Annotated in this window: 22 protein-coding genes; 12 read left to right on the top strand and 10 right to left on the bottom strand. The window is 62.5% G+C overall.

Annotated features, from left to right (window positions below; translation table 11 throughout):
* Both F3Y30_RS01985 and F3Y30_RS01980 read right to left on the bottom strand, forming a co-directional pair.
* Positions 1-1395 carry a sensor histidine kinase gene (locus F3Y30_RS01985; RefSeq protein ID WP_203424913.1) on the bottom strand — a complete coding sequence of 465 codons (1395 nt, stop codon included), beginning with the start codon at positions 1393-1395 and terminating at the stop codon, positions 1-3.
* On the bottom strand, positions 1392-2066 hold the full coding sequence (locus tag F3Y30_RS01980) for a response regulator transcription factor (RefSeq protein WP_203424912.1): 675 nt from the start codon (positions 2064-2066) through the stop codon (positions 1392-1394). Before F3Y30_RS01980 ends, F3Y30_RS01985 begins: the two co-directional genes overlap by 4 nt.
* A 79-nt stretch (positions 2067-2145) precedes the next feature.
* On the opposite strand from F3Y30_RS01980, the gene F3Y30_RS01975 reads away from it, so the two are divergent.
* The 5 genes from F3Y30_RS01975 (at position 2146) to F3Y30_RS01955 (ending at position 6766) form a co-directional block, all read left to right on the top strand.
* The gene (locus F3Y30_RS01975; protein WP_203426450.1) at positions 2146-3213 is read left to right on the top strand and encodes an ABC transporter substrate-binding protein; all 1068 of its coding nucleotides are present in this window, start codon (positions 2146-2148) and stop codon (positions 3211-3213) included.
* Positions 3214-3468: 255 nt separating this feature from the next.
* Positions 3469-4413 carry a tripartite tricarboxylate transporter substrate binding protein gene (locus F3Y30_RS01970; protein WP_203424911.1) on the top strand — a complete coding sequence of 315 codons (945 nt, stop codon included), beginning with the start codon at positions 3469-3471 and terminating at the stop codon, positions 4411-4413.
* Positions 4410-4901, top strand: a complete 492-nt coding sequence (locus tag F3Y30_RS01965; protein ID WP_203424910.1) for a tripartite tricarboxylate transporter TctB family protein — start codon at positions 4410-4412, stop codon at positions 4899-4901. Before F3Y30_RS01970 ends, F3Y30_RS01965 begins: the two co-directional genes overlap by 4 nt.
* Before the next feature lie 9 nt (positions 4902-4910).
* Complete coding sequence (locus tag F3Y30_RS01960; RefSeq protein WP_203424909.1) at positions 4911-6428, top strand: tripartite tricarboxylate transporter permease; 1518 nt, start codon at positions 4911-4913, stop codon at positions 6426-6428.
* A 170-nt stretch (positions 6429-6598) separates the two neighbouring features.
* Positions 6599-6766, top strand: coding sequence for a hypothetical protein (locus F3Y30_RS01955; protein WP_203424908.1), 168 nt, complete (start codon positions 6599-6601; stop codon positions 6764-6766).
* A gap of 124 nt (positions 6767-6890) precedes the next feature.
* On the opposite strand, the gene F3Y30_RS01950 is transcribed toward F3Y30_RS01955, so the two are convergent.
* Positions 6891-7982: a DUF475 domain-containing protein gene (locus F3Y30_RS01950; RefSeq protein WP_203424907.1), complete on the bottom strand. Its 1092-nt coding sequence runs from the start codon at positions 7980-7982 to the stop codon at positions 6891-6893.
* Between the two features lie 406 nt (positions 7983-8388).
* Between F3Y30_RS01950 and F3Y30_RS01945 the strand changes: the two genes are divergently transcribed.
* The 5 genes from F3Y30_RS01945 (at position 8389) to ppa (ending at position 15535) form a co-directional block, all read left to right on the top strand.
* Positions 8389-10452 (top strand): M3 family metallopeptidase, encoded by a 2064-nt coding sequence (locus tag F3Y30_RS01945; RefSeq protein WP_203424906.1) that lies wholly within the window; start codon positions 8389-8391, stop codon positions 10450-10452.
* A 131-nt stretch (positions 10453-10583) separates the two neighbouring features.
* On the top strand, positions 10584-12146 hold the full coding sequence (locus tag F3Y30_RS01940) for an alkaline phosphatase D family protein (protein WP_203424905.1): 1563 nt from the start codon (positions 10584-10586) through the stop codon (positions 12144-12146).
* A 138-nt stretch (positions 12147-12284) separates the two neighbouring features.
* The gene (typA, locus tag F3Y30_RS01935) at positions 12285-14114 is read left to right on the top strand and encodes a translational GTPase TypA (protein WP_203424904.1); all 1830 of its coding nucleotides are present in this window, start codon (positions 12285-12287) and stop codon (positions 14112-14114) included.
* 206 nt (positions 14115-14320) lie between these two features.
* Positions 14321-14827, top strand: coding sequence for a GNAT family N-acetyltransferase (locus tag F3Y30_RS01930; protein WP_203424903.1), 507 nt, complete (start codon positions 14321-14323; stop codon positions 14825-14827).
* Between the two features lie 174 nt (positions 14828-15001).
* Positions 15002-15535, top strand: a complete 534-nt coding sequence (gene ppa / locus F3Y30_RS01925) for an inorganic diphosphatase (RefSeq protein WP_203424902.1) — start codon at positions 15002-15004, stop codon at positions 15533-15535.
* A 118-nt stretch (positions 15536-15653) separates the two neighbouring features.
* Here ppa and F3Y30_RS01920 read toward each other — a convergent pair whose 3' ends face one another.
* The 7 genes from F3Y30_RS01920 to hemC all read right to left on the bottom strand — a co-directional run bounded on the left by F3Y30_RS01920 (position 15654) and on the right by hemC (position 22064).
* Positions 15654-15950, bottom strand: coding sequence for a YggT family protein (locus F3Y30_RS01920; protein ID WP_203424901.1), 297 nt, complete (start codon positions 15948-15950; stop codon positions 15654-15656).
* A gap of 230 nt (positions 15951-16180) precedes the next feature.
* Positions 16181-16897 (bottom strand): glutamine amidotransferase, encoded by a 717-nt coding sequence (locus F3Y30_RS01915; RefSeq protein WP_203424900.1) that lies wholly within the window; start codon positions 16895-16897, stop codon positions 16181-16183.
* Between the two features lie 4 nt (positions 16898-16901).
* The gene (locus tag F3Y30_RS01910; RefSeq protein ID WP_203424899.1) at positions 16902-17387 is read right to left on the bottom strand and encodes a TerB family tellurite resistance protein; all 486 of its coding nucleotides are present in this window, start codon (positions 17385-17387) and stop codon (positions 16902-16904) included.
* A gap of 26 nt (positions 17388-17413) precedes the next feature.
* On the bottom strand, positions 17414-19006 hold the full coding sequence (locus F3Y30_RS01905; protein WP_203424898.1) for a heme biosynthesis protein HemY: 1593 nt from the start codon (positions 19004-19006) through the stop codon (positions 17414-17416).
* An 11-nt stretch (positions 19007-19017) separates the two neighbouring features.
* Entirely contained in the window at positions 19018-20292 is a 1275-nt protein-coding gene (locus F3Y30_RS01900) for a COG4223 family protein (protein WP_203424897.1), read from the bottom strand.
* 117 nt (positions 20293-20409) lie between these two features.
* Positions 20410-21135, bottom strand: a complete 726-nt coding sequence (locus F3Y30_RS01895; protein ID WP_203424896.1) for a uroporphyrinogen-III synthase — start codon at positions 21133-21135, stop codon at positions 20410-20412.
* Positions 21135-22064, bottom strand: coding sequence for a hydroxymethylbilane synthase (gene hemC / locus F3Y30_RS01890; protein WP_203424895.1), 930 nt, complete (start codon positions 22062-22064; stop codon positions 21135-21137). Before hemC ends, F3Y30_RS01895 begins: the two co-directional genes overlap by 1 nt.
* Before the next feature lie 73 nt (positions 22065-22137).
* Between hemC and tsaD the strand changes: the two genes are divergently transcribed.
* The gene (tsaD, locus tag F3Y30_RS01885) at positions 22138-23232 is read left to right on the top strand and encodes a tRNA (adenosine(37)-N6)-threonylcarbamoyltransferase complex transferase subunit TsaD (RefSeq protein ID WP_203424894.1); all 1095 of its coding nucleotides are present in this window, start codon (positions 22138-22140) and stop codon (positions 23230-23232) included.
* On the top strand, positions 23229-24218 hold the full coding sequence (locus F3Y30_RS01880; protein ID WP_203424893.1) for an NAD(P)H-dependent glycerol-3-phosphate dehydrogenase: 990 nt from the start codon (positions 23229-23231) through the stop codon (positions 24216-24218). Before tsaD ends, F3Y30_RS01880 begins: the two co-directional genes overlap by 4 nt.
* The last annotated feature ends 19 nt before the right edge of the window (positions 24219-24237 follow it).

Below are 24237 nucleotides of genomic sequence, written 5' to 3'. Positions count from 1 at the left end.
TCAGGAGGTCGCGGGGGCAGGAAAGCTGACCTCGACCAGCAATCCGTTGCTGCCGGCGCCGTCCTTAAGCGAAAGCGTTCCTCCGAAGAGCTGGGCGATCTCCTCGACGATCGGAAGACCCAATCCCATGCCCGGCGCGTCACGATGGTGCTCCCGGGCGAACCTTTGGCGAACCAGCTCCCGGCGCTCTTTCGGAATGCCGGGGCCGTCGTCCTCGACTTCGAGCAGCGCCCCGTCGCCGGTGCTGCGTGTACGCACCGTCACTTCCGCGCCTGCACCGGCGTAGAGGATCGCGTTCTCGACGAGATTGCGTACGAGTTCGCCGAAGAGCAGCGGCTCTGCCTGCACGAGCACAGGTCCACTCCCGTCGAAGCCAAGATCTATCCCGGCCGCGCTCGCGGCAGGGACGCGGTCGGCGGTAATCTCCTGCGAGATCGCAGTGATGTCTATGGGCGACAGTGCCTGACGTCCCTTGGATCCGGCAGCGTCCAGTTTCGCCATGAGCAGGAGCTGTGCGAGAATCCGTTCCGCGTGGGCCACGGCTATGTCGCCCTTGCGGGCCGCATCCTGCGCCTCGGCCAGTGTCGTGGCGCGGCCGGCGAGCGCAAGCTGGGTGCGGATGATCGCCAGCGGCGTGCGCAACTGGTGGCTGGCATTGCCGGAAAAGTTCCTGAGGGCGTCGAGTGCGGATTGTAGCCTGACCATGAAGGAATTGACCGTCTCCACAAGGCCCTGCACTTCCGCAGGCACGATCTGCTCGATGGGATGCAGGTCGTCCGGGTTGCGCTCTGCAATAGCATCCCCGAGGCGGTAGAGCGGCCGGAGCGAAAGCGTCACGGCGATCCAGACGATCGTCGCCGCGCCCGCGATCATCAGGGCGAGCCGGAGCGCCGAGCGCAGCAGGATCGCCTGCGTCAGCTGGCGACGGGCGATTGTGGTTTCCGCCACCGTCACGGCAAAGGGAACGGAATTGATCCCAGTCGAGGCAGAGCGCTGGAGCACGGCGATGCGAATACGTTCACCGCGAAAGGTAGCATTGTCGAAAACCGCGAGCTGCGAATCCGTCTGCGCGATCGTCGGTAAGCCTTTGTAGCCGGTTATGAACTTTCCCGGCGGGCCGTCGACGCGATAGAAAACCCGATCCTGCGCCGCCGACGTCAGCATTTCGAGGGCCACATAGGGGATGTCGACCTCGAGGCTGCCATTCTCGGCAACCACGACGCGTTCGGCGATCGCGAGGGCGGAACCCGCGAGCACGCGGTCCGAGACGAGGTTGGCCGTCTTCACGGCTTCCCGATAGGTGTCGACGAGCGCAAGCGCGCCGATCACTGCCGTCGAGACCAGCAGCCAGAACAGGAGCTGCCGTCTGAGAGATGAGGAGGGCAGGAGCGTCAAACCGGCGCTGCCTTGTCGAGATAGTAGCCGATGCCGCGCGCGGTTCGGACGGTGAGGCCATGGGGTGCGAGACGTTTTCTTAGCCGGCTTACATATTGTTCGATCGCGTTGGGGCTGAGATCGTCATCGAAGGCGGCCAGCGACTGCATGATGGCTTCCTTGGACACGACCTTGCCGGCTCGCATGAAGAGGATTTCGAGAAGACCCGTCTCGCGCGCCGGTATGTCGAGCGGTGTGCCCGCGGCAGAAAAAGTGCGGAAATTCAGGTCGAGATCGACGCCGCCGAAACTGATCGCGGAGGATCTCAGACCTGCCTGGCGGCGCAGCAGCATTCGCACGCGCGCCTCGAGCTCGGATATGTCGAAAGGCTTGATCATGTAGTCGTCTGCGCCGAGATCGAGGCCCTTGACCTTTTCCTCGGCACTGCCGCGCGCGGTCAGGATCAGAACCGACGCCTTGTTTTGCCGGGCCCGCATCGCCCGCAACACCTCAAGCCCATCCATCTCAGGAAGATTGAGGTCCAGAATGACGAGATCGAAGTTCTCCGTCGCGATCGCCGCATCGGCAGACGCGCCGTCGCGGACGGTATCGACTGCGTGGCCGGTGCCGCGCAGGATGGTGGAAAGCCCGTCCGCCAGGGCTTCGTTGTCTTCGACCAGTAGAATTCGCATGCGCCTGTGCTCTCCCCGCATGACATTAGCGGGTTGGCTGCGGCTTGTGAACGATTTCGGCGTGGTGCAATCTGCCGAAATGCGGTTCCTGCTTGTCTGCGCGTTTCTTTCGATCTTCGTCGGCTTAGCCGAGGGGGCAACCGTATCCTATCGCGCAGTATCCGGAGCTGCCGACGCGCCGGTGCTGGTCGTCTATTCGTCACTCGACGAGCCTCTAGCTCGACCGATGATCGAGGGGTTCCAGAAGGCCAATCCGGACGTTGCCGTCCGCTACGAGGAGATGCTTACCGGAGAAGTCTATGACCGCATCGTGAGGGAAACGGACGCGGGCGAAAAGACCGCAGATTTCGCTTTCTCGTCGGCAATGGACCTGCAGGTCAAGCTCAGCAACGACGGCTATGCCCAGCGGAGCGACCTGCCCATGAGCGAGCGATGGCCGGAATGGGCGAACTGGCGCAACACGGCCTACGCATTGACGTTCGAGCCGGCGGTGTTCGTCTATCACAAGCCGAGTTTCAAGGACGAGAAACCGCCGGCTTCCAGGGCGGAGTTCGTCGACTACCTCAAACGCCACGGCGACCAAATTCATGGTCGGATCGGTACCTACGACATCGAGCGCTCCGGTGTCGGCTTTCTGTTCATGGCGCGCGATCAGGAGCAGTTCGGCGACATATGGTCGGTTATTCGAGCCATGGGCGCTGCGGGGGTCAAGCTCTACTCGACCAGTTCGGCTATCCTCGAGCGCGTCGCCGATGGACGTTTCGTTCTCGGGTACAACATCCTTGGCTCCTACGCGGCGGACTGGGCGTCAAGAAACCCGGATGTCGGAATCGTGCTTCCCAGAGACTACACCGTCGTCATGTCACGGATCGGCCTCGTGCCGCAGGCGGCAGCGCAGCCGGAGCTGGGGCGCCGGTATCTCGCGTTCTTCATGTCGACGGAAGGGCAGACGATCATGGCGCGGGAACTCCAGATTGCCGCTGTCAGCCCGGATGTCGGCGGGGAGAATACGGCGAATACCATGCGCGAGATGCTCGGAGCTCAGTTGAAGCCCGTACCTGTCAGCCCGGGGCTGATGGTTTATCTCGACCAGGTCAAACGCGCCCGGCTGATCGACCGCTGGAACGAGGTTTTGCGCAACCAATAGGGCGAGTGGCCTCGAAATCGTTGCGGGCGAATGTTTCCTTCCGTTGCCTCGCGCCCTAGAATGTCAGCTAGATGTCAGCTTGATGTGCTGGCTTAGGGTTCTTCATCGTCCGTGGAGGCGGATGAGGTGGAGGCCGGGAGGAGCATGGCACTTGAACGATCCGGGACGGCAGTCCCGAGACCGCTGCGAACGCAACTCCTCCTTCCTCGACGATCTACAACGCGCGGACAAACCGCGCCTGACGGAGGACATTTCGTGAAACAATTCTTCTTGGCATCGATTCTCGCCGGCGCGATGGCGCTTCCCGCGTTGGCGGCGGACTACACCATCATCGCCCCTGCAAATCCGGGCGGCGGATGGGACCAGACCGCGCGTTCGCTGCAGACTGTCATGCAGCAGGAGGGAATCTCCGGCAACGTGCAGGTGGTCAATGTGCCCGGCGCGGGCGGAACGATCGGACTTGCGCAGTTCGCGAGCCAGAACCAGGGTAATCCCAACGCACTCATCGTCGGCGGCTACGTCATGGTCGGCGCGATCCTCACCAACAAGTCGCCCGTGACGCTCAAGGATGTCACGCCGATCGCACGCCTCACCGGCGAGTACGAGGCGATCGTCGTCCCGGCCTCGTCGCCCTTCCAGACGATGGGAGACCTGGTCGAAGCCCTGAAGAAGGATCCAGGCGCCGTTTCCTGGGCCGGCGGTTCGGCGGGCGGCACGGACCACATCGCAGTCGGCCTCATCGCCAAGGCTGCAGGCGTCGATCCCAAGAAGATCAACTACATCGCTTACTCGGGCGGTGGCGAAGCACTGGCCGCCATCCTCGGCGCGCAGGTGAGCGCCGGCATCTCCGGCTACGGCGAATTCGAGTCCCAGGTGAAGGCGGGAACGCTGCGACTGCTCGCGGTGTCGAGCGCGGACCGCATAGAAGGCGTCGACGCGCCGACGATCAAGGAAAGTGGCCTCGACGTGGTCGTCGAGAACTGGCGCATGGTCGCTGCAGCTCCGGGCCTGACGGACGAACAGAAGGCCGCGGTCTCCAGCGATATCGAGAAGCTCGCAAAATCCGCCGCCTGGCAGGACGTTCTGAAGACCAAGGGCTGGCAGGACACCTATCTCTCCGGCAGCGCGTTCGATGAGCAACTCGCAAAGGATACGTCCGCAACGGAAACCGTCCTCAAGGACATCGGGCTCGTACAATGAAGAACGGGACTTCCCCCGCAACAACGTCGCGCCGCCCTGACAGGGCGGCGCTTGTCATCGCCGTGGTTCTTGCGGCGCTGGGACTGCTGATCTTCTGGGACGTGTCCCGGCTGAGCGGACTGGTGGGCTATTCGCAGGTCGGACCGACCACGGTTCCCTATGTCATTGCATGCTGTCTGATCGCCCTTGCCGGCTGGACCGCCATCGAGGCATTCCGCGGCGACTTTCCCGAGCGCGACCACCAGGAAACTGCGCCCGTGGCCTGGATCGTCGGTGGTCTAGCCATCCAGATGATCCTGCTGAAGATCGCGGGTTTCGCAATCGCTACCGGGCTGCTTTTCGCACTGACGGCCCGTGGTTTCGGCAAACGGCAGTTGTGGATCACCATTCCCGTCGGAATTCTGATCAGTTTTGCCGTGTGGGTCGTCTTCGCCAAGCTGCTGCAACTCTCCTTGCCAGCCGGCCCCCTCGAGCATTTGTTCTTCTGAGGTCCGACGATGGGTACGTTTGAATTTCTTCTTCAGGGGCTGCTCGTTGCCGCGCAGCCGATGAATCTGCTCTATGCGCTTATCGGCGTGACGCTAGGAACGGCCGTCGGCGTCTTGCCTGGTATCGGTCCGGCGCTCACGGTGGCGCTCTTGCTGCCGGTCACCTACCGGCTCGACCCGGGAGGATCGCTCATCATGTTCGCCGGTATCTACTATGGCGGCATGTATGGCGGATCCACGACGTCGATCCTTCTCAATACGCCCGGCGAAAGCTCGTCGATCGTCACCGCGCTCGAGGGCAACAAGATGGCTCGTGCGGGGAGGGGCGGACCTGCTCTAGCGACGGCGGCGATCGGATCCTTCGTTGCCGGCCTCATCGCCACGCTGGCACTTGCCTTCATCGCGCCCTACATCGTAAAGCTCGCTCTGGTTTTCGGACCCCGCGAATACTTCGCGCTGATGGTTCTCGCCTTCATCACCGTTTCCTCGGCATTTGGCGACTCGACCCTCAGGGGGCTTACCTCCCTGTTCATCGGTCTTGCACTTGCCGTCGTCGGTATCGACCAGCTGACCGGCCAGGCGCGCCTGAGCTTCGGCGTTCCGGACCTGCTCGACGGCATCGAGGTGACGACCCTTGCAGTGGCTATGTTCGCCATCGGTGAAACACTGTTTATTGCCGCTCAGGGCGATCGTGGCCCGGACAAGGTTGAGGCCGTTAAGGGATCCGTTTGGATGAACGCCGCCGACTGGGCGCGGTCCTGGAAGCCCTGGCTTCGGGGCACCGCGATCGGCTTTCCCATCGGGGCGATGCCGGCTGGCGGCGCCGAAATCGGCACCTTCCTCTCCTACGCCACAGAAAAGCGGCTGACCAAGCATCCAGAAGAATTCGGAAATGGCGCCATCGAAGGGGTGGCGGGGCCGGAGGCGGCCAACAATGCCTCCGCCGCGGGTACGCTCGTGCCGCTCCTGACCCTCGGACTGCCGACCACGGCGACCGCGGCGATCATGCTCGCCGGCTTCCAGCAGTACGGTCTCCAGCCCGGACCGCTTCTCTTTGCGACCAATCCGCAGCTCGTATGGGGTCTCATTGCCAGCCTGCTGATCGCCAATCTGATGCTGCTCGTTCTCAACCTGCCGCTGATCGGTCTGTGGGTGAAGCTGCTGACCATCCCGAAGCCATGGCTCTATGCGGGCATCCTGCTGTTTGCGACGCTCGGGACGATCGGCGCCAATCCATCGGTGTTCGAACTCGGAATGCTGCTCGCCTTCGGTCTGCTCGGCTACGCCATGCGCGTGTTCGGCTACCCGATCGCGCCAGTAGTGGTCGGCCTTATCCTCGGGCCGCTCGCCGAACAGCAGCTGCGCCGGGCACTCTCAATCAGTCAGGGCGATCCGACCACGTTCCTCGGATCACCGGTCGCCGTCGTCCTGCTGGCGATCGCGCTTGCTGCCCTCGTCATTCCCCTGATCCTTCGGGCACGGGGACGCGGCAAGGTCCTGTCGCAGCTCGCGGCAAGCGAGGACTGAGTTCCAGGTTCCTGTAGCCTCCCAAGGCAAAATTGGAGCAGGCCGGCCATCCCTTCGGATGCCGGCCTGCTCTATCTGCATGGCTGACCTGCCACTGCGTGACTTGTCTACAAGGCTGCGAAGCCTCATCTGTCTTGCGTCAAAGAGAGTTGAGAAAAGAGAGCAAGACGATGTCCGACTTCCGTAACACCATCCGCAATGGCTTCTTGGGCCGTGCCTTTGCCGTTCTGAGCGCCGCCAATGCCGCTGCCGCTGCCGTCGAGGCTGGCCGCCGTCCGAAGACGCGCGACCTCAACACCCTGGGGATCGACCCGGCTTCCTTCCCGCATAGCCGCTGATTACCCATCCATCGAATTCATAACCAAAAGGCCCGCCGGTCGCGTGACCGGCGGGCCTTTTGGCTTTTCGGAACCGCGGGCCGCTTCAATGCTGGAGCGGCCCGGCTCAGTTTCGTGAATGGGATTATACGTGCTCGACCGCGCGTTCCCGACGCTCTTCCTCTTGCTGCTCAAGACGATTGTGGCGGATGGAGGACCAGAGCGAGATACCGATCAGGCCCGCGCCACCGAGGCCCGTGATCACTTCGGGAATATGCACCAGCGTCTGGCAGTACATGATCACCGAGAGGATCAGGATCGCGTAGAAGGCCCCGTGCTCGAGATAGCGGTATTCCGCGAGCGTACCCTTGTCCACCAGCATGATGGTCATCGAGCGCACGTACATCGCGCCGATGCCGAGGCCGATGGCGATGATGAACAGGTTCTGGGTCAGGGCGAAGGCGCCGATGACGCCGTCGAACGAGAAGCTGGCATCCAGAACTTCCAGGTAGATGAAAGCCCCGAGGCCGCCTTTTGCCGCTGCGCTCATCGTCTGCTGGGACGCATCGAGCAGGCCACCCACGACCTCGACCGCCAGGAAGGTCAGCAGGCCGTAGATCGCCGAATAGACGAAGGTGGTTGCTTCCTCGCCCTCGAGAAGATTGGAGAACAGCAGGATCAAGCAAAGAACGAAGGCGATCTCGATGCCCTTGATGGTCGCGAAGCGGGACATATGCTTCTCGATGAAGGCGATCCAGTGCACGTCCTTCTCATGATCGAAGAAATAGGTGAGGCCCACCATCATCAGGAAGGTGCCACCAAAGGCTGCAATGGGGAGGTGCGCATCCGTCATGATCCGGGCGTATTCCGCCGGGTTCTTGGCGGCGAGGACCAGTGCCTCGATCGGCCCGATGTTTGCGGCGATCACCACGATCAGCAGGGGGAATACGATACGCATGCCGAAGACGGCGATCACGATACCCCAGGTCAGGAACCGGTGCTGCCAGACCGGCGTCATGTCCTTGAGCTTGTTGGCGTTGACGATGGCGTTGTCGAAGGAGAGCGATATCTCAAGCACCGCAAGGACGGCACAGATGAAAAAGACGGTCGCCATGCCGCTGAGCGTGCCGGTCGCCTGCCATCCGACCCATGCGCCGAGCACCAGCCCGACAATGGTCACGATGAAGGCCCACTTGAAGTAGCCCGTGGCATTCTGGGGCATTGCAGGTCGGGTCATGGCCGCACCTCCTGCCCCGAAAGCTTGTAAGTGTTGGAACGGGTAGTGGAAAAACGCATGCCGACACAGGCATGCGGATCAGGCATGATCAAAATCTTCATGTTCTAGAATCCGCCGGCTCATCTGCTGGCGGTACCGACATCACGAGAGCGCCGTAAAACTCTCGCCAGAGGGGCCCGGCACCAATGTTCGATCTGCGGCATCCGGAATGTAAGGCCGCGGAACCCGGCCGTTGTCACCGATGTCGACGCTTGCGTCAAGTGGTTCGGTGCCGGCCGTCCGGGTCTCGACGCAATTTAGCCGGATGCGATCCAATTTTCCAGTCCGCTGCGCCATCGGCGTACCAATCCCCGTTCGTTGTGCCTATATTCGCCGTCTGATGATTTGAAGGTACAGGATGGACAGAATGACCGCAGATCCACGCATCTCCCCCGCTCTCGTAGAATGGAACGGCCTGAACGGCCTGCCGCGTTTCGATCTGGTGGAGGATAATGCCTTTTCGTCCGCTTTCGATGCGGCCTTCGATGCTCACCAGACAGAGGTTGAGGCGATCGCGGGCAATACAGCCGCGCCGACGTTCGACAATACGGTGACGGCGCTTGAGATTGCCGGCGACGAGCTGTCACGCGTGTCGGCACTCTTCTGGAACCGCGCCGGAGCCAACACCAATGAGACGATACAGGCGCTGGAACGCGAGATTGCACCAAAGATGTCGCGGCACTACTCCAGGATCGGTACCAATCAGGCGCTCTTTTCCCGCATCGATGAACTTTGGCAGAAAAGGGAGGAGCTCGACCTGTCGGGTGAGCAGACGCGTGTCCTTGAGCGCCACTGGAAAGGCTTCGTCAAGTCCGGGGCCGCACTTGCAAAGGACAAGCAGGAGAGGTTGACCGCAATCAACGAGACACTCGCCGGCCTCGGCGCGAAGTTCGGCCAGAACGTGCTTGCCGATGAAAAGAGCTGGGCGCTGCTGCTTTCCGAGGAAAGTGAACTCGCGGGATTGCCCGATTTCCTCCGCGACGCGATGGCCGCCGCCGCCCGCGAGCGCGGCGAGGACGGCAAGTATGCGGTGACGCTCTCGCGATCGATCATCGAACCGTTTCTCACCTTCTCCACCAACCGGGTTCTGCGGGAACAGGCATTCCATGCCTGGGCGGCACGGGGACGCAACGGCGGAGAGACGGACAATCGGGAGATCGTCAAGGAGACGCTGGCACTGCGCGCCGAGAAGGCGTCGCTGCTTGGCTACGCACACTATGCTGCCCTGAAGCTCGACAATACGATGGCCAAGACGCCGGAGTCGGTCAACGAACTTCTGACCACCGTCTGGGCAAAGGCCGTCGCGCGTGCACGGGAGGAAGAGGCGGAACTTGCCGAACTCGTGGTGGAGGAAGGCAAGAACCATCCCGTGATGCCATGGGATTGGCGCCACTATGCGGAAAAGCTGCGTGCGCGAAAGTTCGATTTCTCCGAAGCGGAACTGAAACCCTACCTGCAGCTCGAGAAGATCATCGAGGCCTGCTTCGACGTCGCGGGCCGGCTGTTCGGCATACGGGCGGTCGAGAAAAAGGATGTGCCCGCCTATCATCCCGACGTAAGGGTGTTCGAGATCCGTGATCGCGACGACCGGCTTCTGGCCATGTTCCTCGGCGACTATTTCGCGCGCGCCTCAAAGCGCTCGGGCGCCTGGATGAGCGCCTTCCAGAGCCAGCACAAGCTTCCGTTGAAGAACGGTGCGATTGGCGAGATCCCGATCATCTACAATGTCTGCAACTTCGCCAAGCCAGCAGAAGGCAAGCCGGCACTGCTTTCGCTCGATGATGCCCGTACGCTCTTCCACGAGTTCGGCCACGCGCTTCACGGCATGTTGTCGAACGTCACCTATCCGTCCGTTTCCGGCACCGGGGTCTCCCGTGACTTCGTGGAGCTGCCGTCGCAGCTCTACGAGCACTGGCTGACGGTGCCCGACATCCTCAAGGCCTATGCCGTCCACTATGAGACAGGGCAGGCGATGCCCCAGGCGCTGCTGGACAAGGTGCTCGCCGCGCGCACCTTCAATGCCGGCTTCGCGACCGTCGAGTTCACGTCCTCCGCGCTGGTCGACATGGCTTTCCATACGCGCGGACCGGTCGAGGATCCGATGGCCGTCCAGGCGGATGTACTGGAGGGCCTGGGCATGCCCGCCTCGATTGTCATGCGCCATGCGACGCCGCACTTCCAGCACGTTTTCTCGGGAGACGGCTACTCGGCGGGCTACTATTCCTACATGTGGTCCGAAGTTCTCGACGCCGATGCCTTTGCAGCGTTTACCGAGACCGGGGACGCCTTCGATCCGGAAATGGCACTGAGACTCAAGACAAACATCTATTCGGTCGGCGGCTCGATTGATCCCGAGGACGCCTACAAGGCGTTCCGCGGCAAACTGCCGAGCGTGGATGCGATGCTTGTGAAGAAGGGGCTGGCGGCCTGAGCCTCTCCTTCACGCTTCTGTCACCGAAATGTACGCGAACAGTCATCGTTTCGTTGCGCGCCTGACACCTCGGCCGCCAATGGTCAGCCTGCGAATCGCTATCCGATTCGCAGGTTTCGGCCGGAGGTGGCATGGCGATTGTTCCTGATGTGCTTACGAGGCGGTCCTTCCTTCTTGCGTCCGGTGCAGGCGCTCTCGCCGCTTCTTCCGCATTGGCCGTTCCATACTACGCCCGCGGACATGGGCGCCCGCTTTTCACCCACGGTGTGCAGTCAGGCGACGTCGATCCGTCCTCCGGCATGATCTGGACCCGGGTCGATCGCGCGGCCGAGGTTACGGTCGAATACGCGACGACCGAGGGGTTCTCCGACCCTGTCCGCCTGCCCCCATTGAAGGCACTGCCGGGCAACGACTTCGCGGTTAAGACCCAGCTCAAGGGGTTGTTGCCGGACCAGGACATTTTCTACCGGTTCACGGCGACCGATCCCTATGCCGGTCACCTGGTCTCAGAGCCAGTGGTCGGGCGGTTTCGCACGGGGCCACTGCGCCGGCGGTCGGTGCGGTTCGTCTGGTCCGGGGATACGGCGGGGCAGGGCTGGGGCATCGATGATGTCGGTATGAAGACCTACTCGACAATGCTGCGGCACGAGCCGGATTTCTTCATCCATTCCGGCGACACCATCTACGCTGACGGCCCAATCCCCGACGAGATCAAGCTAAAGGACGGGACGATCTGGAAGAACCGCATCGTCACGGACGAGAAGCGCCAGGTCGCCCGGACGCTCGAAGAGTACCGCGGCCAGTGGAAATACAATCTGCTTGACCGGAACGTTCTCGATTTCAACGCCCAGTGTCCAGTGTTCTTCCAGTGGGACGATCACGAGGTTCTGAACAACTGGTCGGCGTCGACGGACCTCAGGGACGATCCCCGCTATCCGGACAAGGATGTCTCCCTCTATGCGGCGCGGGCCATGCGCGCCTTCCAGGAGATGACGCCGATCGGCTACTTTCCGGCCCAGCCGGGTCGGATTTTTCGCAAGGTCGCCTACGGCCCGCTGGTCGACGTGTTCTTCGTCGATCTCAGATCCTACCGTAGCCCCAACCAGGGAAGTCTGGAAAACGGCCTGTTCGGCTGGAGGCAGGCGGACTGGCTGAGACGCGAACTCTTGGCGTCGAAAGCGGTCTGGAAAGTGATCGCCTGCGACATGCCGCTCGGTGTCGTCGTGTGGGACGACTATGCGAACAAGCTCGGCTATGAAGGCGTCGCCGACGGGCTTAACGGGCCGCCCGCGGCCCGGGAGACGGAAATTGCCGACCTTCTCACCTTTCTTCGCGACAATGCCATCCAGAATGTCATTTGGCTGACCGCCGATGTTCACTACACGGCGGCACACCACTATGACCCAGCAAGGGCGCGCTTCAAGGAGTTCCTGCCTTTCTGGGAGTTTGTTTCCGGCCCATTGCATTCGGGAACCTACGGTCCGCACCCTCTCGACATGACGTTCGGACCCGAAGTCCGATTCATGAAGGCGTCCGGGGGCGGGGCGGACAGCAATCTCCCTCCGTCGGCGGGCCTGCAGTTCTTCGGCATCGTCGACATCAATGGACAGACCGAACAACTCACCGTGCGGCTCATGGATCGGGAGGATCAGGAACTGTTCAGGGTGACGCTAGACCCAATGCGTAACGCATGAAGCCGCCAGCTTTGCAGCGTTTAGGAGACAGAGTTCGGCTTGCCCCCTTTCGCAATTGCGTAATTCGATGTATGGACGCCCCAAATGCAAATGGCGCCTTCCGCATGCGTGCGCGCCCGTAACCTCAGAGATATTCATATGTCCATTCGCAATATCGCGATCATCGCGCACGTTGACCATGGGAAGACCACCCTCGTCGACGAACTCCTGAAACAGTCCGGCTCCTTCCGCGAGAACCAGCGCGTTGCTGAACGCGTCATGGATTCCAACGACCTGGAAAAGGAACGCGGCATCACCATTCTCGCCAAGGCGACTTCGGTCGAGTGGAAGGGCACGCGCATCAACATCGTGGACACGCCCGGCCACGCCGACTTCGGCGGTGAAGTGGAGCGCATCCTCTCGATGGTGGACGGCGCGATCGTTCTCGTCGATAGCTCCGAAGGCCCGATGCCGCAGACCAAGTTCGTGGTCGGCAAGGCGCTCAAGGTCGGCCTGAAGCCGATCGTCGCGATCAACAAGATCGACCGTCCGGACGGCCGCCACGAGGAAGTGCTGAACGAGGTCTTCGACCTTTTCGCCAATCTCGACGCCACCGACGAACAGCTCGACTTCCCGATCCTCTACGGTTCGGGCCGCAACGGCTGGATGAACGTCAACCCGGAAGGCCCGCAGGACGAAGGCATGGCGCCGCTGCTCGATCTCGTGCTGAAGCACGTGCCGGAGCCGACGGTTGCCGAAGGCCCGTTCCGCATGATTGGCACAATCCTCGAAGCCAACCCCTTCCTCGGTCGTATCATCACCGGCCGCATCCATTCCGGTTCGATCAAGCCGAACCAGACCGTCAAGGTTCTCGGCCAGGACGGCCAGCTCATCGAAAACGGCCGTATATCGAAGATCCTCGCCTTCCGCGGTATCGAGCGCACGGCTATCGAAGAAGCCCATGCGGGCGACATCGTGGCCATTGCCGGCCTGACCAAGGGTACGGTCGCCGATACATTCTGCGATCCCTCGGTCTCCGAGGCCATGAAGGCACAGCCGATCGACCCGCCGACCGTTACCATGTCCTTCATTGTCAATGACTCGCCGCTTGCCGGCACCGAAGGCGACAAGGTGACGAGCCGCGTCATCCGCGACCGTCTCTTCAAGGAAGCCGAAGGCAACGTCGCGCTGAAGATCGAAGAGTCGGGCGACAAGGACTCGTTCTTCGTTTCCGGTCGTGGCGAACTTCAGCTCGCCGTGCTCATCGAAACGATGCGCCGCGAAGGCTTCGAGATTGCCGTTTCGCGTCCGCGCGTTGTCATGCACAAGGATGAGGCGACGGGCCAGATGCTCGAGCCGATCGAGGAAGTCGTCATCGACGTGGATGAAGAGCATTCCGGCGTCGTCGTGCAGAAGATGTCGGAGCGCAAGGCCGAGATGGTCGAGCTTCGTCCTTCCGGCGGCAACCGCGTCCGTCTCGTCTTCTTCGCGCCGACACGCGGCCTCATCGGCTACCAGTCTGAGCTTCTGACCGATACGCGCGGCACCGCGATCATGAACCGCCTGTTCCACGACTACCAGCCCTTCAAGGGCGAGATCGGCGGGCGTGTGAACGGAGTCCTGCTGGCCAACGAAGCCGGCGAGGCAGTGGCCTACGCCCTCTTCAACCTCGAAGACCGCGGGCCGATGGTCATCGACGCTGGCGAGAAGGTCTACGAAGGCATGATCGTCGGCATCCATACCCGCGACAACGATCTGGAAGTGAACGTGCTGAAGGGCAAGAAGCTCACCAACATCCGCGCCGCCGGCAAGGATGAAGCGGTGCGCCTCACCCCGCCGATCAAGATGACGCTTGAGCGCGCGCTTTCTTGGATCCAGGACGATGAGCTGGTGGAAGTCACGCCGAAGTCCATCCGTCTCCGCAAGCTCTATCTTGATCCGAATGAGCGCAAGCGCTTCGAAAAGTCCCGTGCAGCAGCCGGCATGTGATTCGCCCTTGGCGGTCACATGGAAGTGATGAAAAGCCCCGGCCCTCGCGCCGGGGTTTTTCATGTGTGCTATCGTTTTACGCCTTGTGACGAATGTTAAAAAAGCGTTAACTTTCCGAAGCGCCGTAACAAACTTGCCTGTGGGCAAGCGGGATCGCCGGAGTCGCCGGGATTCCTGCGGCGTTTGTGCCGGAATAGAGTCACATCATGAAAACTTTGTCGATCGATGTGCGGCGCGCCGAGCCGCAGGACGCGCGGGCGATATCCGAGACCCATCGGGTATCCTGGCTGCACACCTACTCCGGCCTCATACCGCACAAGCCGCTGATCAACATGGTGGAACGCCGCAACGAGAACTGGTGGCGCAAGGCGACCCGCGGCCCGGCGACACTGCTGGTTCTCGACGTTGCTGGGACGGTGGCGGGTTATGCCACCCTCGGATTGAATCGCGCCAAGGCGCTGCCCTACGAGGGCGAAATCTACGAGATCTATCTGCGTCCGGAATACCAGGGGCTCGGCCTCGGGCGGATGCTCTTCGGGGAAGCCCGGCGCTTGCTCAAGTCCCTTGGGTGTGACGGGCTTGTGGTCTGGTGCCTCGAAGACAGCGAGCACGCTGAGCGGTTCTTCCGCTCGGAGGGCGGCGTCGACATCGCCGAGGGAATGGAAAACTTCGGCGACAAGGATCTGAAGAAGATCGGTTTCGCCTGGCGATAACGCCGCCACTTCACGCATCGAACGAGGTTGCAGGACGGGTCGGTGATCGCCACCGGGCCGTGGTCCGGCAGTGCTTTAGTGTCGCCCCCTGCGGCGGCACAACGAAAGTGATGTTGCGTTGCAGGATGTTTCCCTTTATCGAGACCGCAAATTCCACAGCATTCAGGAGTCACCATGCGTATCGATGCAATCTCCATCGGAAAGAACCCGCCGGAAGACGTCAACGTAATCGTCGAGGTTCCCGTCGGTGGACATCCGATCAAGTATGAGATGGACAAGGAAGCCGGCACGCTCGTCGTCGACCGGTTCCTCTATACGCCGATGACCTATCCCGGCAACTATGGCTTCGTGCCGCACACGCTCTCCGACGACGGCGACCCGATCGACGTTCTGATCGCCAGCACCCGGCCGCTCGTTCCGGGCTGTGTCATCAATGTGCGCCCGATCGGCGTGCTGATGATGGAAGACAATTCGGGCAAGGACGAGAAGATCATCGCCGTTCCCTCGACGCACCTCACCCTGCGCTACGAAAAGGTTCAAAACTACACGGACCTGCCGGAAATCACTCTCAAGCAGATCGAACACTTCTTCGAGCACTACAAGGATCTGGAACCCGGCAAGTGGGTCAAGATCTTCGGCTGGCAGGACGCGGCTGCGGCCAAGGAACTGATCAAGGAAGCGGTAGAGCGGGCCAAGGCTCAGAAGTAACTCGACCGGAGTAATCGACGGTCGTCCAATCAATCCTCCGGTTCGCCAAGCGAGCCGGAGGATTTTTCATTTCTGGTCCGCTGATGGCCGCACGGCGGAGCCGGACCGACTGGCCGGCTCAGAGCCCGAGGAGGGCGGGTGCGAGGACGCTGCGGATGACCTGCTCCAGGAAGAACAGGATGACCAGAACAACGAGTGGCGAAAGATCGACGCCGCCGAAATTCGGCAGGATGCGACGGATCGGCCGGTAGACCGGTTCAGTCAACTGGTAGAGCGATCGCCCGATCGTGGCGATGACCTGATTGTTCGCGTTGATCACGTTGAACGCGTAGAGCCAGGAAAAGATCGCCGATGCGATGACCAAAAACCACGCGATGCTGATGATGAACAATAGGGTGTTGATGACCGCTATCATTGTCTTCTCCAATTTAATCCGTGCTGACATGTAGACATTGGCGCGGAAAGCAGCAAGTGCGCAGTACGGTCCAACCGGCAAACATGTTTAACGTGCGTCCTTGCGCCCGTGACGATCCCCCGCGCATCATCCGGCCGCTTACCGCTATTGGAACAACCGTTCCGCTCCCCGGTCGGCAACTTTCATGGCCGGCTCATTCCGAGCACGCAGGGAGCGAATGACGACCGGGTTCACTGCTCATGAAAGATGCGGTTGAGAAATGCCTTCATCCAGACACGCAGAGCAGCGTCGTAAAGCATGCGGCCATCGAGATGCGCCTTGCCGATCTGGGCTCCCGGCAGTTCGAAACGCTCGGCGCCGCGAACGACCCAGCGGTGCATCATCGCGAGCGTGAGCTCGCCATGGAACTGGATACCCCAGGCGGATTCTCCATATCGGAACGCCTGGTTTTCATAGTGGTGGCCGGTTGCAAGCAGGGTTGCGTCGCGCGGTAGCTCGAAGCCCTCGCGGTGGAACTGATAGACCATGCTTGGCCAGACCATCAGTTCGTGGCCGGCATCCGTTGCCTTCAACGGATACCAGCCGATCTCCGTCATGCCGTTGGCATCGGGGCCGACCTTACCTCCGAGATGCCGGACCAGCATCTGCGCCCCGAGGCAGATGCCCAGAAACGGGCGGTTCTCCGTCAGGGGGACCGAGAGCCAGTCGATCTCGCGCCGGACGTAGTCATAGTTGTCATTCGCGCTCATGGGGCCGCCGAACACGACGGCGCCGGCGTGGTCGTTCAATGTCGGCGGAAGAGGATCGTCGAGAACGGGTCTGCGAATGTCCAGGTCGAAGCCCATCTCTCGAAGGATGTGGCCGACCCTCCCTGGGCTGGAGGACTCCTGGTGGAGCACGATCAGAATGGGCCGGTTGTCGCCCGGCTTCCGCGGTATTTCCAACATCGTCTCAGGCGTCCTGCGCTTCCTCGCCCCCTCCGGTTTCACCAATCCTCCCGGCTACCTCCTGCCGCTTCATGATGCGCTCCCTGCTGGTCACCCCAAGCAGATCAGCTATGCGCCAGAGGGCATGATCTTCCAGCTCGCTGCGGACGCCATCGGCATAAACGATTTCCCACAGCAGGCCGACAAGGTCAATTCGCTGGTCTTCCGAGAGCTGGCGCTTGAGTTCGGAGGTAAAGCGAAAGAAATCGATCGCCTCGCTCTCGGCACTTGTTCCAGCGTCGACGAGTGCGTCGAACTCGGCGTCGTTCACGTGGTAGCGGTCCTTGAAAGCCGATCGCAACGCCTCGCGTTCCACCTCCAGGATCTGCCCGTCCGCTTCCATGACCTGGATGCACAGCCCGATCACGGCGACGCGCGGATCACCTGTGGCAAGGCCGCGTTTCGAATCTCCCGACAGGCTCGCGACGAATTGCTGCAACCGCTCGAACATCCTTAGCCCACTACCCCTTGCGTCGATCAGAACAACCGGAATGCGGAAGCCGCTTCCTTGCGCACTTCGCCCTTCACGCCGGGATCATCCGGCAGTCCGCCGAAGAATGGCTTCTCCTCCCCGATGCTGCCGGCCTGTTTCTTGTCTTCAGCCGTCTTGTCCGACGTTTTCTTCTCTGCCTTCTGGGCGGGTTCAATATGGATTGTCTGAACCTTCTCTGCGACCGGCTGGCTTGCCGCCTCTGCCTTCGCGGCCGTAACGGCGATCGGCGGGAGCGTGCGGATCGCCTCCTCCGCCGGATTGGCCGATCCTTCCTCGACCGGACCGTCGAGCTGGGAGACGGGTGCCCGCCACTCGAAGGCGTCCAGCTTGCCGGTCACCGGTGAAACCGGCATCCACTCCGAAGCGACAATACCGTCGGAGGTCCAGGCCGGGTCACGCGGAGACTTCAATGCCTGGTTCATCCAGTGGCGGATGCGGCCCTGATCGCCGGTTTCGGCATCCTCGATATCGGCCAGGAGCAGGAAGATGCCTTCACGTGGCGACAATCGCGCCGCCGCCTCCGCCTTGTCGCGTGCCAGGTGGAAATTCCGTGCTTCGAGCGCCGCTTCGGACACGGCAATCAGCGCCTCGACATTGTTTGGACGCAGGCCCTCGAGCTTTTCCGCACGCTTCAGCCGCTCGCTTGCCGAGTCGCCGTTGCGCGCCCTGACATAGAGCTTGGCGACTTCGGGATGCGGCTGGCCCTTCCAAAGCTGTTCGAGCAGGGATGCCGCCTTGCGGAGGTTGTTTTCGCGGAGGTAGGCCTTCGCGGCGATCAGACCTGCCGGCACGAAGTTTTCCGAGAGCTTCAGTGCGTGGGTCGCATCGTCGCGAGCACCCCTCGGGTCGGCCTCCAGCCTGCCGCCGGCCCTTGCCGTCAAAAGCACGGCCTTCCTTCGGTCGTTCGCCGCCTTGTCCGTGCTTGTGGTGGATCGTGTCTGATCGACGAGCCGAAGCGCGTCGTCCCAGTCGCCTGCCTGCGAACGATACTCGAGCGCCGCTTCGGCGGCCCATGGGAGGTGTGGAGCCTTCTCCGCGGCTCGCTCGGCGTACTGGCGTGCCGCTTCGTTTGCGCCGAGCCTTCGCGCTTCGAGGTACAGGCCGCGCAGGCCCAGTTCCCTCGTTTCTGGATCGTCCGCCATGCGTTCGAATGTCTGCCGGGCCTCGTCGTGCCGTCCTTCGATCAGGGCGGCCTGTGCCTCGAGCAGGTGGATCAGGGGTTCCTGGTCCGCGCGGATGAGACCTCTTGCCCGTGCATTCATCTTGCGGGCGAGGGACGCATCACCGGCTCCGGCGGCGATAAGTCCTGTCGACAGGGCCTGATAGCCCCGGTCCCGCTTGCGGGCGCGGAAGTAGCGCTGAATGGAATGGGGCGACGTCAGGACGACCCGAACGATCCACCAGGCAAGCATCACTGCCGCAAGGAAGGATACGAGCAGCGTGGCGGCGACCATCAGGCTCATGTCGGCACGCTGGCCCTGCCAGACGAGCGAGAGCTCGCCGGGGCGGTCCGCAAGCCAGGCAAAGCCCGATCCCAGGGCCAGAACAATGAGTGCGAAGACCAGGATACGAACCATCTACTCTTTCCTCATCCCTGGGTTCCGGTGCTTGACATGGAACGTGAAACGACGGCGCCGACCAGATCCTCGACGGCGACCCGCTGATCCAGCAGTGTCTTGTAGTCGGCTCCGGCGGCCTTTCCTGCCTCAGGCAGAACTTCCCATTCGATTGCCGCGCCCTTCAGGTCGCCATTGCGCACCTTGTCTTCAATACGCGCGACGATCGCCTCGGGACTGTCTCCCTCGACGCTGCCGACCGGGCGAATGCGGATGGCGGAGGTGGCACTCGACATCAGCCGGGCAATGACGCCCTCGTCGCCCTGAGGCTGATGGATGGCCGCCAGTATCTTGTCGGCGGTATCCGGAAAGGTTGCGGCGAGCTGGCTGCGCGATACGACACCGACGGCAGCCCGTTCGCGAAGGCCCGCAATTGCCGGATCGTCCGGTGCGACGCTCGCAAGTGCTTCGAGCTCCGCCAGGTATGGGCCACCGCGGTCAATCGCCGTCTTCAGCGTGGCCGCGCCCATGGCGCGGGCCACAGAGACATCCTTCTCAGGCTTCTCAAGCTTCTGTTCGACGACAGCAAGCCTCTCATCGAGTTGGGTCTCGCTCCCGCTGCTTGCGCGCGCCGCGTCTTCTGCCTGCTTGCTGACCGTTGCGAGTTCTGTTGAAAGGGCCGAAACCTTCGCTTCAAGAGAGGCAAGTGCCGTTGATGTCTCGGTCGTGTTTCCGCTGCTCAACGAAGGTGCGTTCGCAAGGCTCTGCTCCAGACTGGCGATCCGGGTCTCCAGTGGCACAAGGTCAGGGCTCGCGCTCGGCGCTTGCGCCAGCGTAGCCTTCAGGCTCGCAACTTCCTCGGAAAGCGCATCGACGGCCGCGTTCGATTCCTCCTCTTGTGGACCGAGGAACGGCAGGTAGCCCCCATATTGCAGGCTTCCAGCACCCACGAGCGCGATCAGGCCGCCGAGTATGCCGGCAGCGAGCGGTCCGGCACTGCCCCTGCGAGGGGGGACGGGTTCCGGTGCCTTCGCGGCATCGCTGCCGCCGAAATAGGAATGCGACTCGGCCTCGGAAAATGTCGTGGAGGCGGAATTTTCCTCCTCGGCAACCTTCTCTGAAGCTGCTGCTTCCGACCCTACAGGAGCGTCAGCGACGGTCTCCTCGGGCTGGGCGGAGACCGCAGTATCCACCTCCTGCTCCGCCGGTACGTGTGGATCGCTCTCCTTGATGGGGGGAGACTCTATTTCGATCGTGACTGGCGGCTGGTCGGATTTTTGTCGACGCGACGGTTTGTCGGGGTCCATGGAGAACTCCTCAAGGTCTGATGCTCTGCCACAAACGTAGACAGGCTTGCCATCGAGGAAAAGCCCCTCGGCGAATTTTGCTGACTTTGCCTCGCCGAGCGGGGCAATTCCTGACGGCTACAGCAGGTCGAGGAGACTGTCTTCGTCCGGTCTGGATGCGACGACCACGGAAGCGGCAAACCGTTCGGGTACGGCCGTAGCGACATTGCGGCTCATGCAGAGAAGGAGCGTGCTTTGCAACTGGTCCGGATACTCTTCGACCATTGGCAGCTGGAAGAAGCGAACGGCGGATTCCCGCGAATGGAAGAGGATTGCGTCCGGTCTGCCATCCAGCAGTATCGGCCGCAACGTCGCCCGCGGCGGCCGGATCGGCTTCATCCGATAGCTGTCGACCGTCTTGAAACGGATGTCGTGTTCCTTGAGACGGGCCTCGAAGTTTGGCGCGCGGGGAATACCAGCGAGATAAAGCGTCGGTTCCACGGGGGTGCCGAAATTGCGGTAATGCGCGGCGATGAAGTCCGCGAGTTCGCGGCCGTCGCCTTCGGCGGTGAGAACGGTCCGGAAGCCCGTCTCTGTCGCAACACGGGCCGTCGATCGGCCAACGGCGAAGACCGTCGAAAGGAGGTGTCGATCCAGCTCGGGGCCGAGGGACTGCAGGACGCGCACCGCCTGCGCGCTCGTGATGGCGAGCGACGAGTGCGGCTCCTTCAGCGCTTCCCGTGTCCCGTCGGTGTCATTCTCGGCTGCCGCAAGCGGCAAGACGATAGGGTCGTGACCGAGCGAAGTGAGTTTTCTTGCGGTACGCTGGGCAGAAGGCTCGGGGCGGATGACGAGTACGCGCATCAGCTCCAGCTCTCGAAGAAGGAGGAGCCCGCCTCTTCCCGGATGCGCACGCCCGCTCTTTCACCGACCATCGCCGCGGCCGAAGCGTGGCCCGTCTCCTCGACCTCGTGGAACCGGGTGCCGTCCGGGGTGAGGATCATGCCGCGGAACCGGACTTGCATTCCGTCCGATACCGCGTAGCCCGCGATCGGGGTGCGACAGGAGCCGTCCAGCGAAGCGAGGAAGCTGCGTTCGCAGGCGACCGCCTGATGGGTGGTCGCATCGTCGATCGCTGAGAGCAGGTCGCGCACACGGCGATCGTCCCTTCGCGCCTCGACGCATATGGCGCCCTGCGCCGGGGCGGGCGGAAACTGATCGGGATCGAGGAGCTCCGTGGGGATGTCGCTCTTGCCGAGGCGCTTCAGGCCCGCGAAAGCGAGCAGGGTGGCATCGGCCTGGCCCTCGTCGAGCTTGCGCAGCCGCGTCTCGACCTGACCGCGGAACACGACAACATTGAGATCCGGGCGAAGCCTGCGAATGAGAGCCTGGCGCCTCAGGGAGGCGGAGCCGACCGTTGCATTTTCAGGCAGTTCCAAGAGGCGTTTCGATGTGCGGCCGATGAATGCGTCGCGTATGTCCTCGCGGGGCAGGAAAGCTGCAAGCTCGAGCCCCTCGGGAAGCTTCGTCGGCATGTCCTTGGAGGAGTGCACCGCGAAGTCGAGCTCTCCGGACGAAAGCTGGGCTTCGATCTCTTCCGTGAAGAGACCCTTGCCTCCGATGAGGGCCAGCGACCGGTCGGTAATGCGGTCGCCTTTCGTTGAAAGGACCACGATCTCGAACATCTCTTCCGGAAGGCCGTGGGCGGCCATGAGGCGCGCGCGCGTTTCGTGAGCCTGGGCCATGGCCAGGGGACTGCCCCGCGTGCCGATCCTGAAAGGTTTTGTTTGCATCCGCCGTCATCCGTTGTTACCGGGAGTTCTCGTAACCGGCTTTCGCAGCCATCGCAATCAACCAGCGTGCTTCATGTCGTCCCATCTCACCATACTCGGCATCGAGACAAGCTGCGACGAGACCGCCGCGGCTGTCGTGCGGCGCTCCGAAAGCGGGGAAGGCACAATCCTCGGAGAGGTGGTGCTGAGCCAGCTTGACGAGCATAGCGCCTATGGCGGCGTCGTGCCGGAAATTGCGGCGCGCGCGCATGTCGAAGCACTGGACAGTCTGATTTCCGAGGCCCTGTTGCGGGCGGACCTCAAGCTTGCCGACGTTGATGCGATTGCGGCGACAAGCGGACCGGGGCTGATCGGCGGCCTGATCGTCGGCCTCATGACGGGCAAGGCGATCGCACGCGCCACAGGAAAGCCCCTCTACGCAATCAATCATCTCGAGGGACACGCGCTCACGGCGCGGCTGACGGACGGGCTGTCCTTCCCCTATCTCATGCTTCTCGTCTCGGGCGGACATACGCAGCTGATCCTCGTGCGCGGGGTCGACAAGTATGAACGCTGGGGCACGACCATCGACGATGCGCTCGGAGAAGCCTTCGACAAGACGGCGAAGCTTCTGGGCCTGCCTTATCCGGGGGGACCCGCGGTCGAGCGCGCGGCGCGAAACGGCAATGCGGATCGCTTTCCGCTGCCCCGGCCCCTGGTCGGTGAAGCGCGGCTCGACTTTTCCTTCTCCGGCCTAAAGACGGCCGTTCGCCAGGCCGCGCAGTCGATAGAGCCGTTGACCGACCAGGACGTTGCCGACATCTGCGCCTCGTTCCAGAAGGCGGTCTCGCGCACGCTGGAAGATCGCATCGGACGCGGCCTCGAGCGTTTCAAGAAGGAGTTTGCGGACGTGGGATCGCCCGCGCTCGTCGTCGCGGGAGGTGTGGCAGCGAACCTGGTCCTGCGTCAGACGCTGGAGAAGCTTTGCGCCCGGCGCGGCTTTCGGTTCGTCGCGCCGCCCCATGCGCTCTGTACCGACAACGCCGCCATGATTGCCTGGGCAGCGCTCGAGCGAATGGCGACCGGACTGGAGGCCGATCCCCTTTCCGTCGCGCCGCGCTCACGCTGGCCACTCGATGCTGATGCGGCAGCGCTGCTCGGTTCCGGCAAGAGGGGCGCAAAAGCATGAGTGACAGGAAAAAAGTCGTTGTCGTCGGTGCGGGGGCGTTTGGCACTGCGCTCGCAACGGTCGCGGCTGCGAAGGGGGACTGCGACGTGGTCCTGCTTGCGCGCCAGGAAAGCGTGGCGCGCGAAGTCTCCGAGCGGCATCGAAGCGAGAAGGTACTGCCAGGGATCGACCTGTCCCAAAATCTCACGGCGTCTATCGATCCGACGGTTCTTCAAGGCGCACCCATCGTACTCTTTGCCATGCCCTCGCAGGCGCAGAGAACGGCGGCGCGGGAACTGGCGTCCTATCTTGATCCCCAGGCATCGGTAGCGATATGCGCCAAGGGCATGGAGAAGTCGTCCGGTCGCCTGCTGACGGAGGTGCTGGAAGAGGAATTGCCCGGCAGGCATGTTGCCGTGCTGTCCGGTCCGGGCTTTGCCGCAGACATCGCGAAGGGGCTGCCGACCGCGATGGTCATCGCCGGGGAGACGGCGCGACAGGCCGCTGAAATCGCCGAGACTCTTTCGGGGCCGACCTTCCGGCTCTATCCATCCGCCGACCGCATCGGAGTGCAACTCGGCGGGGCGCTCAAGAATGTGCTCGCGATCGCCTGCGGAATCGTGGAAGGCGCGGGGCTCGGCGATTCCGCCCGGGCGGCACTGATAGCGAGAGGGCTGGCGGAAATGTCGCGATTCGTTGCGGCACATGGGGGCGATCCGATCACGGTGACTGGTCTTTCGGGTCTGGGCGATCTCGTGCTGACGGGAACAAGCCACCAGTCGCGCAATCTGCGCTTCGGCATCGCGCTCGGTCGGCACGGAACGGCGGACGGATGGCCCGGCGACCTCGTCGAAGGCGCGTTTGCTGCGTCGGTGGCCGCCTCGGTCGCCGAAAAGCTGAGCATCGATATGCCGGTCACGGCAGCGGTTGCCGCGATCGTCGGTGGCCGCATGGACATCAAGACGGCGATCGTGCAGCTGATGTCCCGCCCAATCACTCAGGAATGATCAACGAAAGGAACGACTG

The sequence above is a fragment of the Sinorhizobium sp. BG8 genome (assembly GCF_016864555.1).
In the GTDB taxonomy this organism is placed as follows: domain Bacteria; phylum Pseudomonadota; class Alphaproteobacteria; order Rhizobiales; family Rhizobiaceae; genus BG8.
The sequence above is the reverse complement of the archived record's forward strand: the minus strand, read 5'-3'. Positions and strand labels throughout refer to the sequence as shown.

Coding starts and splice junctions, on each gene's coding strand:
- F3Y30_RS01955 (WP_203424908.1), top strand. CDS start 6,599: ATGTCCGACTTCCGTAACACCATCCGCAATGGCTTCTTGGGCCGTGCC.
- ppa (WP_203424902.1), top strand. CDS start 15,002: ATGCGTATCGATGCAATCTCCATCGGAAAGAACCCGCCGGAAGACGTC.
- F3Y30_RS01950 (WP_203424907.1), bottom strand. CDS start 7,982: ATGACCCGACCTGCAATGCCCCAGAATGCCACGGGCTACTTCAAGTGG.
- F3Y30_RS01910 (WP_203424899.1), bottom strand. CDS start 17,387: ATGTTCGAGCGGTTGCAGCAATTCGTCGCGAGCCTGTCGGGAGATTCG.
- typA (WP_203424904.1), top strand. CDS start 12,285: ATGTCCATTCGCAATATCGCGATCATCGCGCACGTTGACCATGGGAAG.
- F3Y30_RS01920 (WP_203424901.1), bottom strand. CDS start 15,950: ATGATAGCGGTCATCAACACCCTATTGTTCATCATCAGCATCGCGTGG.
- hemC (WP_203424895.1), bottom strand. CDS start 22,064: ATGCAAACAAAACCTTTCAGGATCGGCACGCGGGGCAGTCCCCTGGCC.
- F3Y30_RS01980 (WP_203424912.1), bottom strand. CDS start 2,066: ATGCGAATTCTACTGGTCGAAGACAACGAAGCCCTGGCGGACGGGCTT.
- F3Y30_RS01960 (WP_203424909.1), top strand. CDS start 4,911: ATGGGTACGTTTGAATTTCTTCTTCAGGGGCTGCTCGTTGCCGCGCAG.
- tsaD (WP_203424894.1), top strand. CDS start 22,138: ATGTCGTCCCATCTCACCATACTCGGCATCGAGACAAGCTGCGACGAG.
- F3Y30_RS01945 (WP_203424906.1), top strand. CDS start 8,389: ATGACCGCAGATCCACGCATCTCCCCCGCTCTCGTAGAATGGAACGGC.
- F3Y30_RS01895 (WP_203424896.1), bottom strand. CDS start 21,135: ATGCGCGTACTCGTCATCCGCCCCGAGCCTTCTGCCCAGCGTACCGCA.
- F3Y30_RS01900 (WP_203424897.1), bottom strand. CDS start 20,292: ATGGACCCCGACAAACCGTCGCGTCGACAAAAATCCGACCAGCCGCCA.
- F3Y30_RS01965 (WP_203424910.1), top strand. CDS start 4,410: ATGAAGAACGGGACTTCCCCCGCAACAACGTCGCGCCGCCCTGACAGG.
- F3Y30_RS01940 (WP_203424905.1), top strand. CDS start 10,584: ATGGCGATTGTTCCTGATGTGCTTACGAGGCGGTCCTTCCTTCTTGCG.
- F3Y30_RS01930 (WP_203424903.1), top strand. CDS start 14,321: ATGAAAACTTTGTCGATCGATGTGCGGCGCGCCGAGCCGCAGGACGCG.
- F3Y30_RS01880 (WP_203424893.1), top strand. CDS start 23,229: ATGAGTGACAGGAAAAAAGTCGTTGTCGTCGGTGCGGGGGCGTTTGGC.
- F3Y30_RS01905 (WP_203424898.1), bottom strand. CDS start 19,006: ATGGTTCGTATCCTGGTCTTCGCACTCATTGTTCTGGCCCTGGGATCG.
- F3Y30_RS01975 (WP_203426450.1), top strand. CDS start 2,146: ATGCGGTTCCTGCTTGTCTGCGCGTTTCTTTCGATCTTCGTCGGCTTA.
- F3Y30_RS01915 (WP_203424900.1), bottom strand. CDS start 16,897: ATGTTGGAAATACCGCGGAAGCCGGGCGACAACCGGCCCATTCTGATC.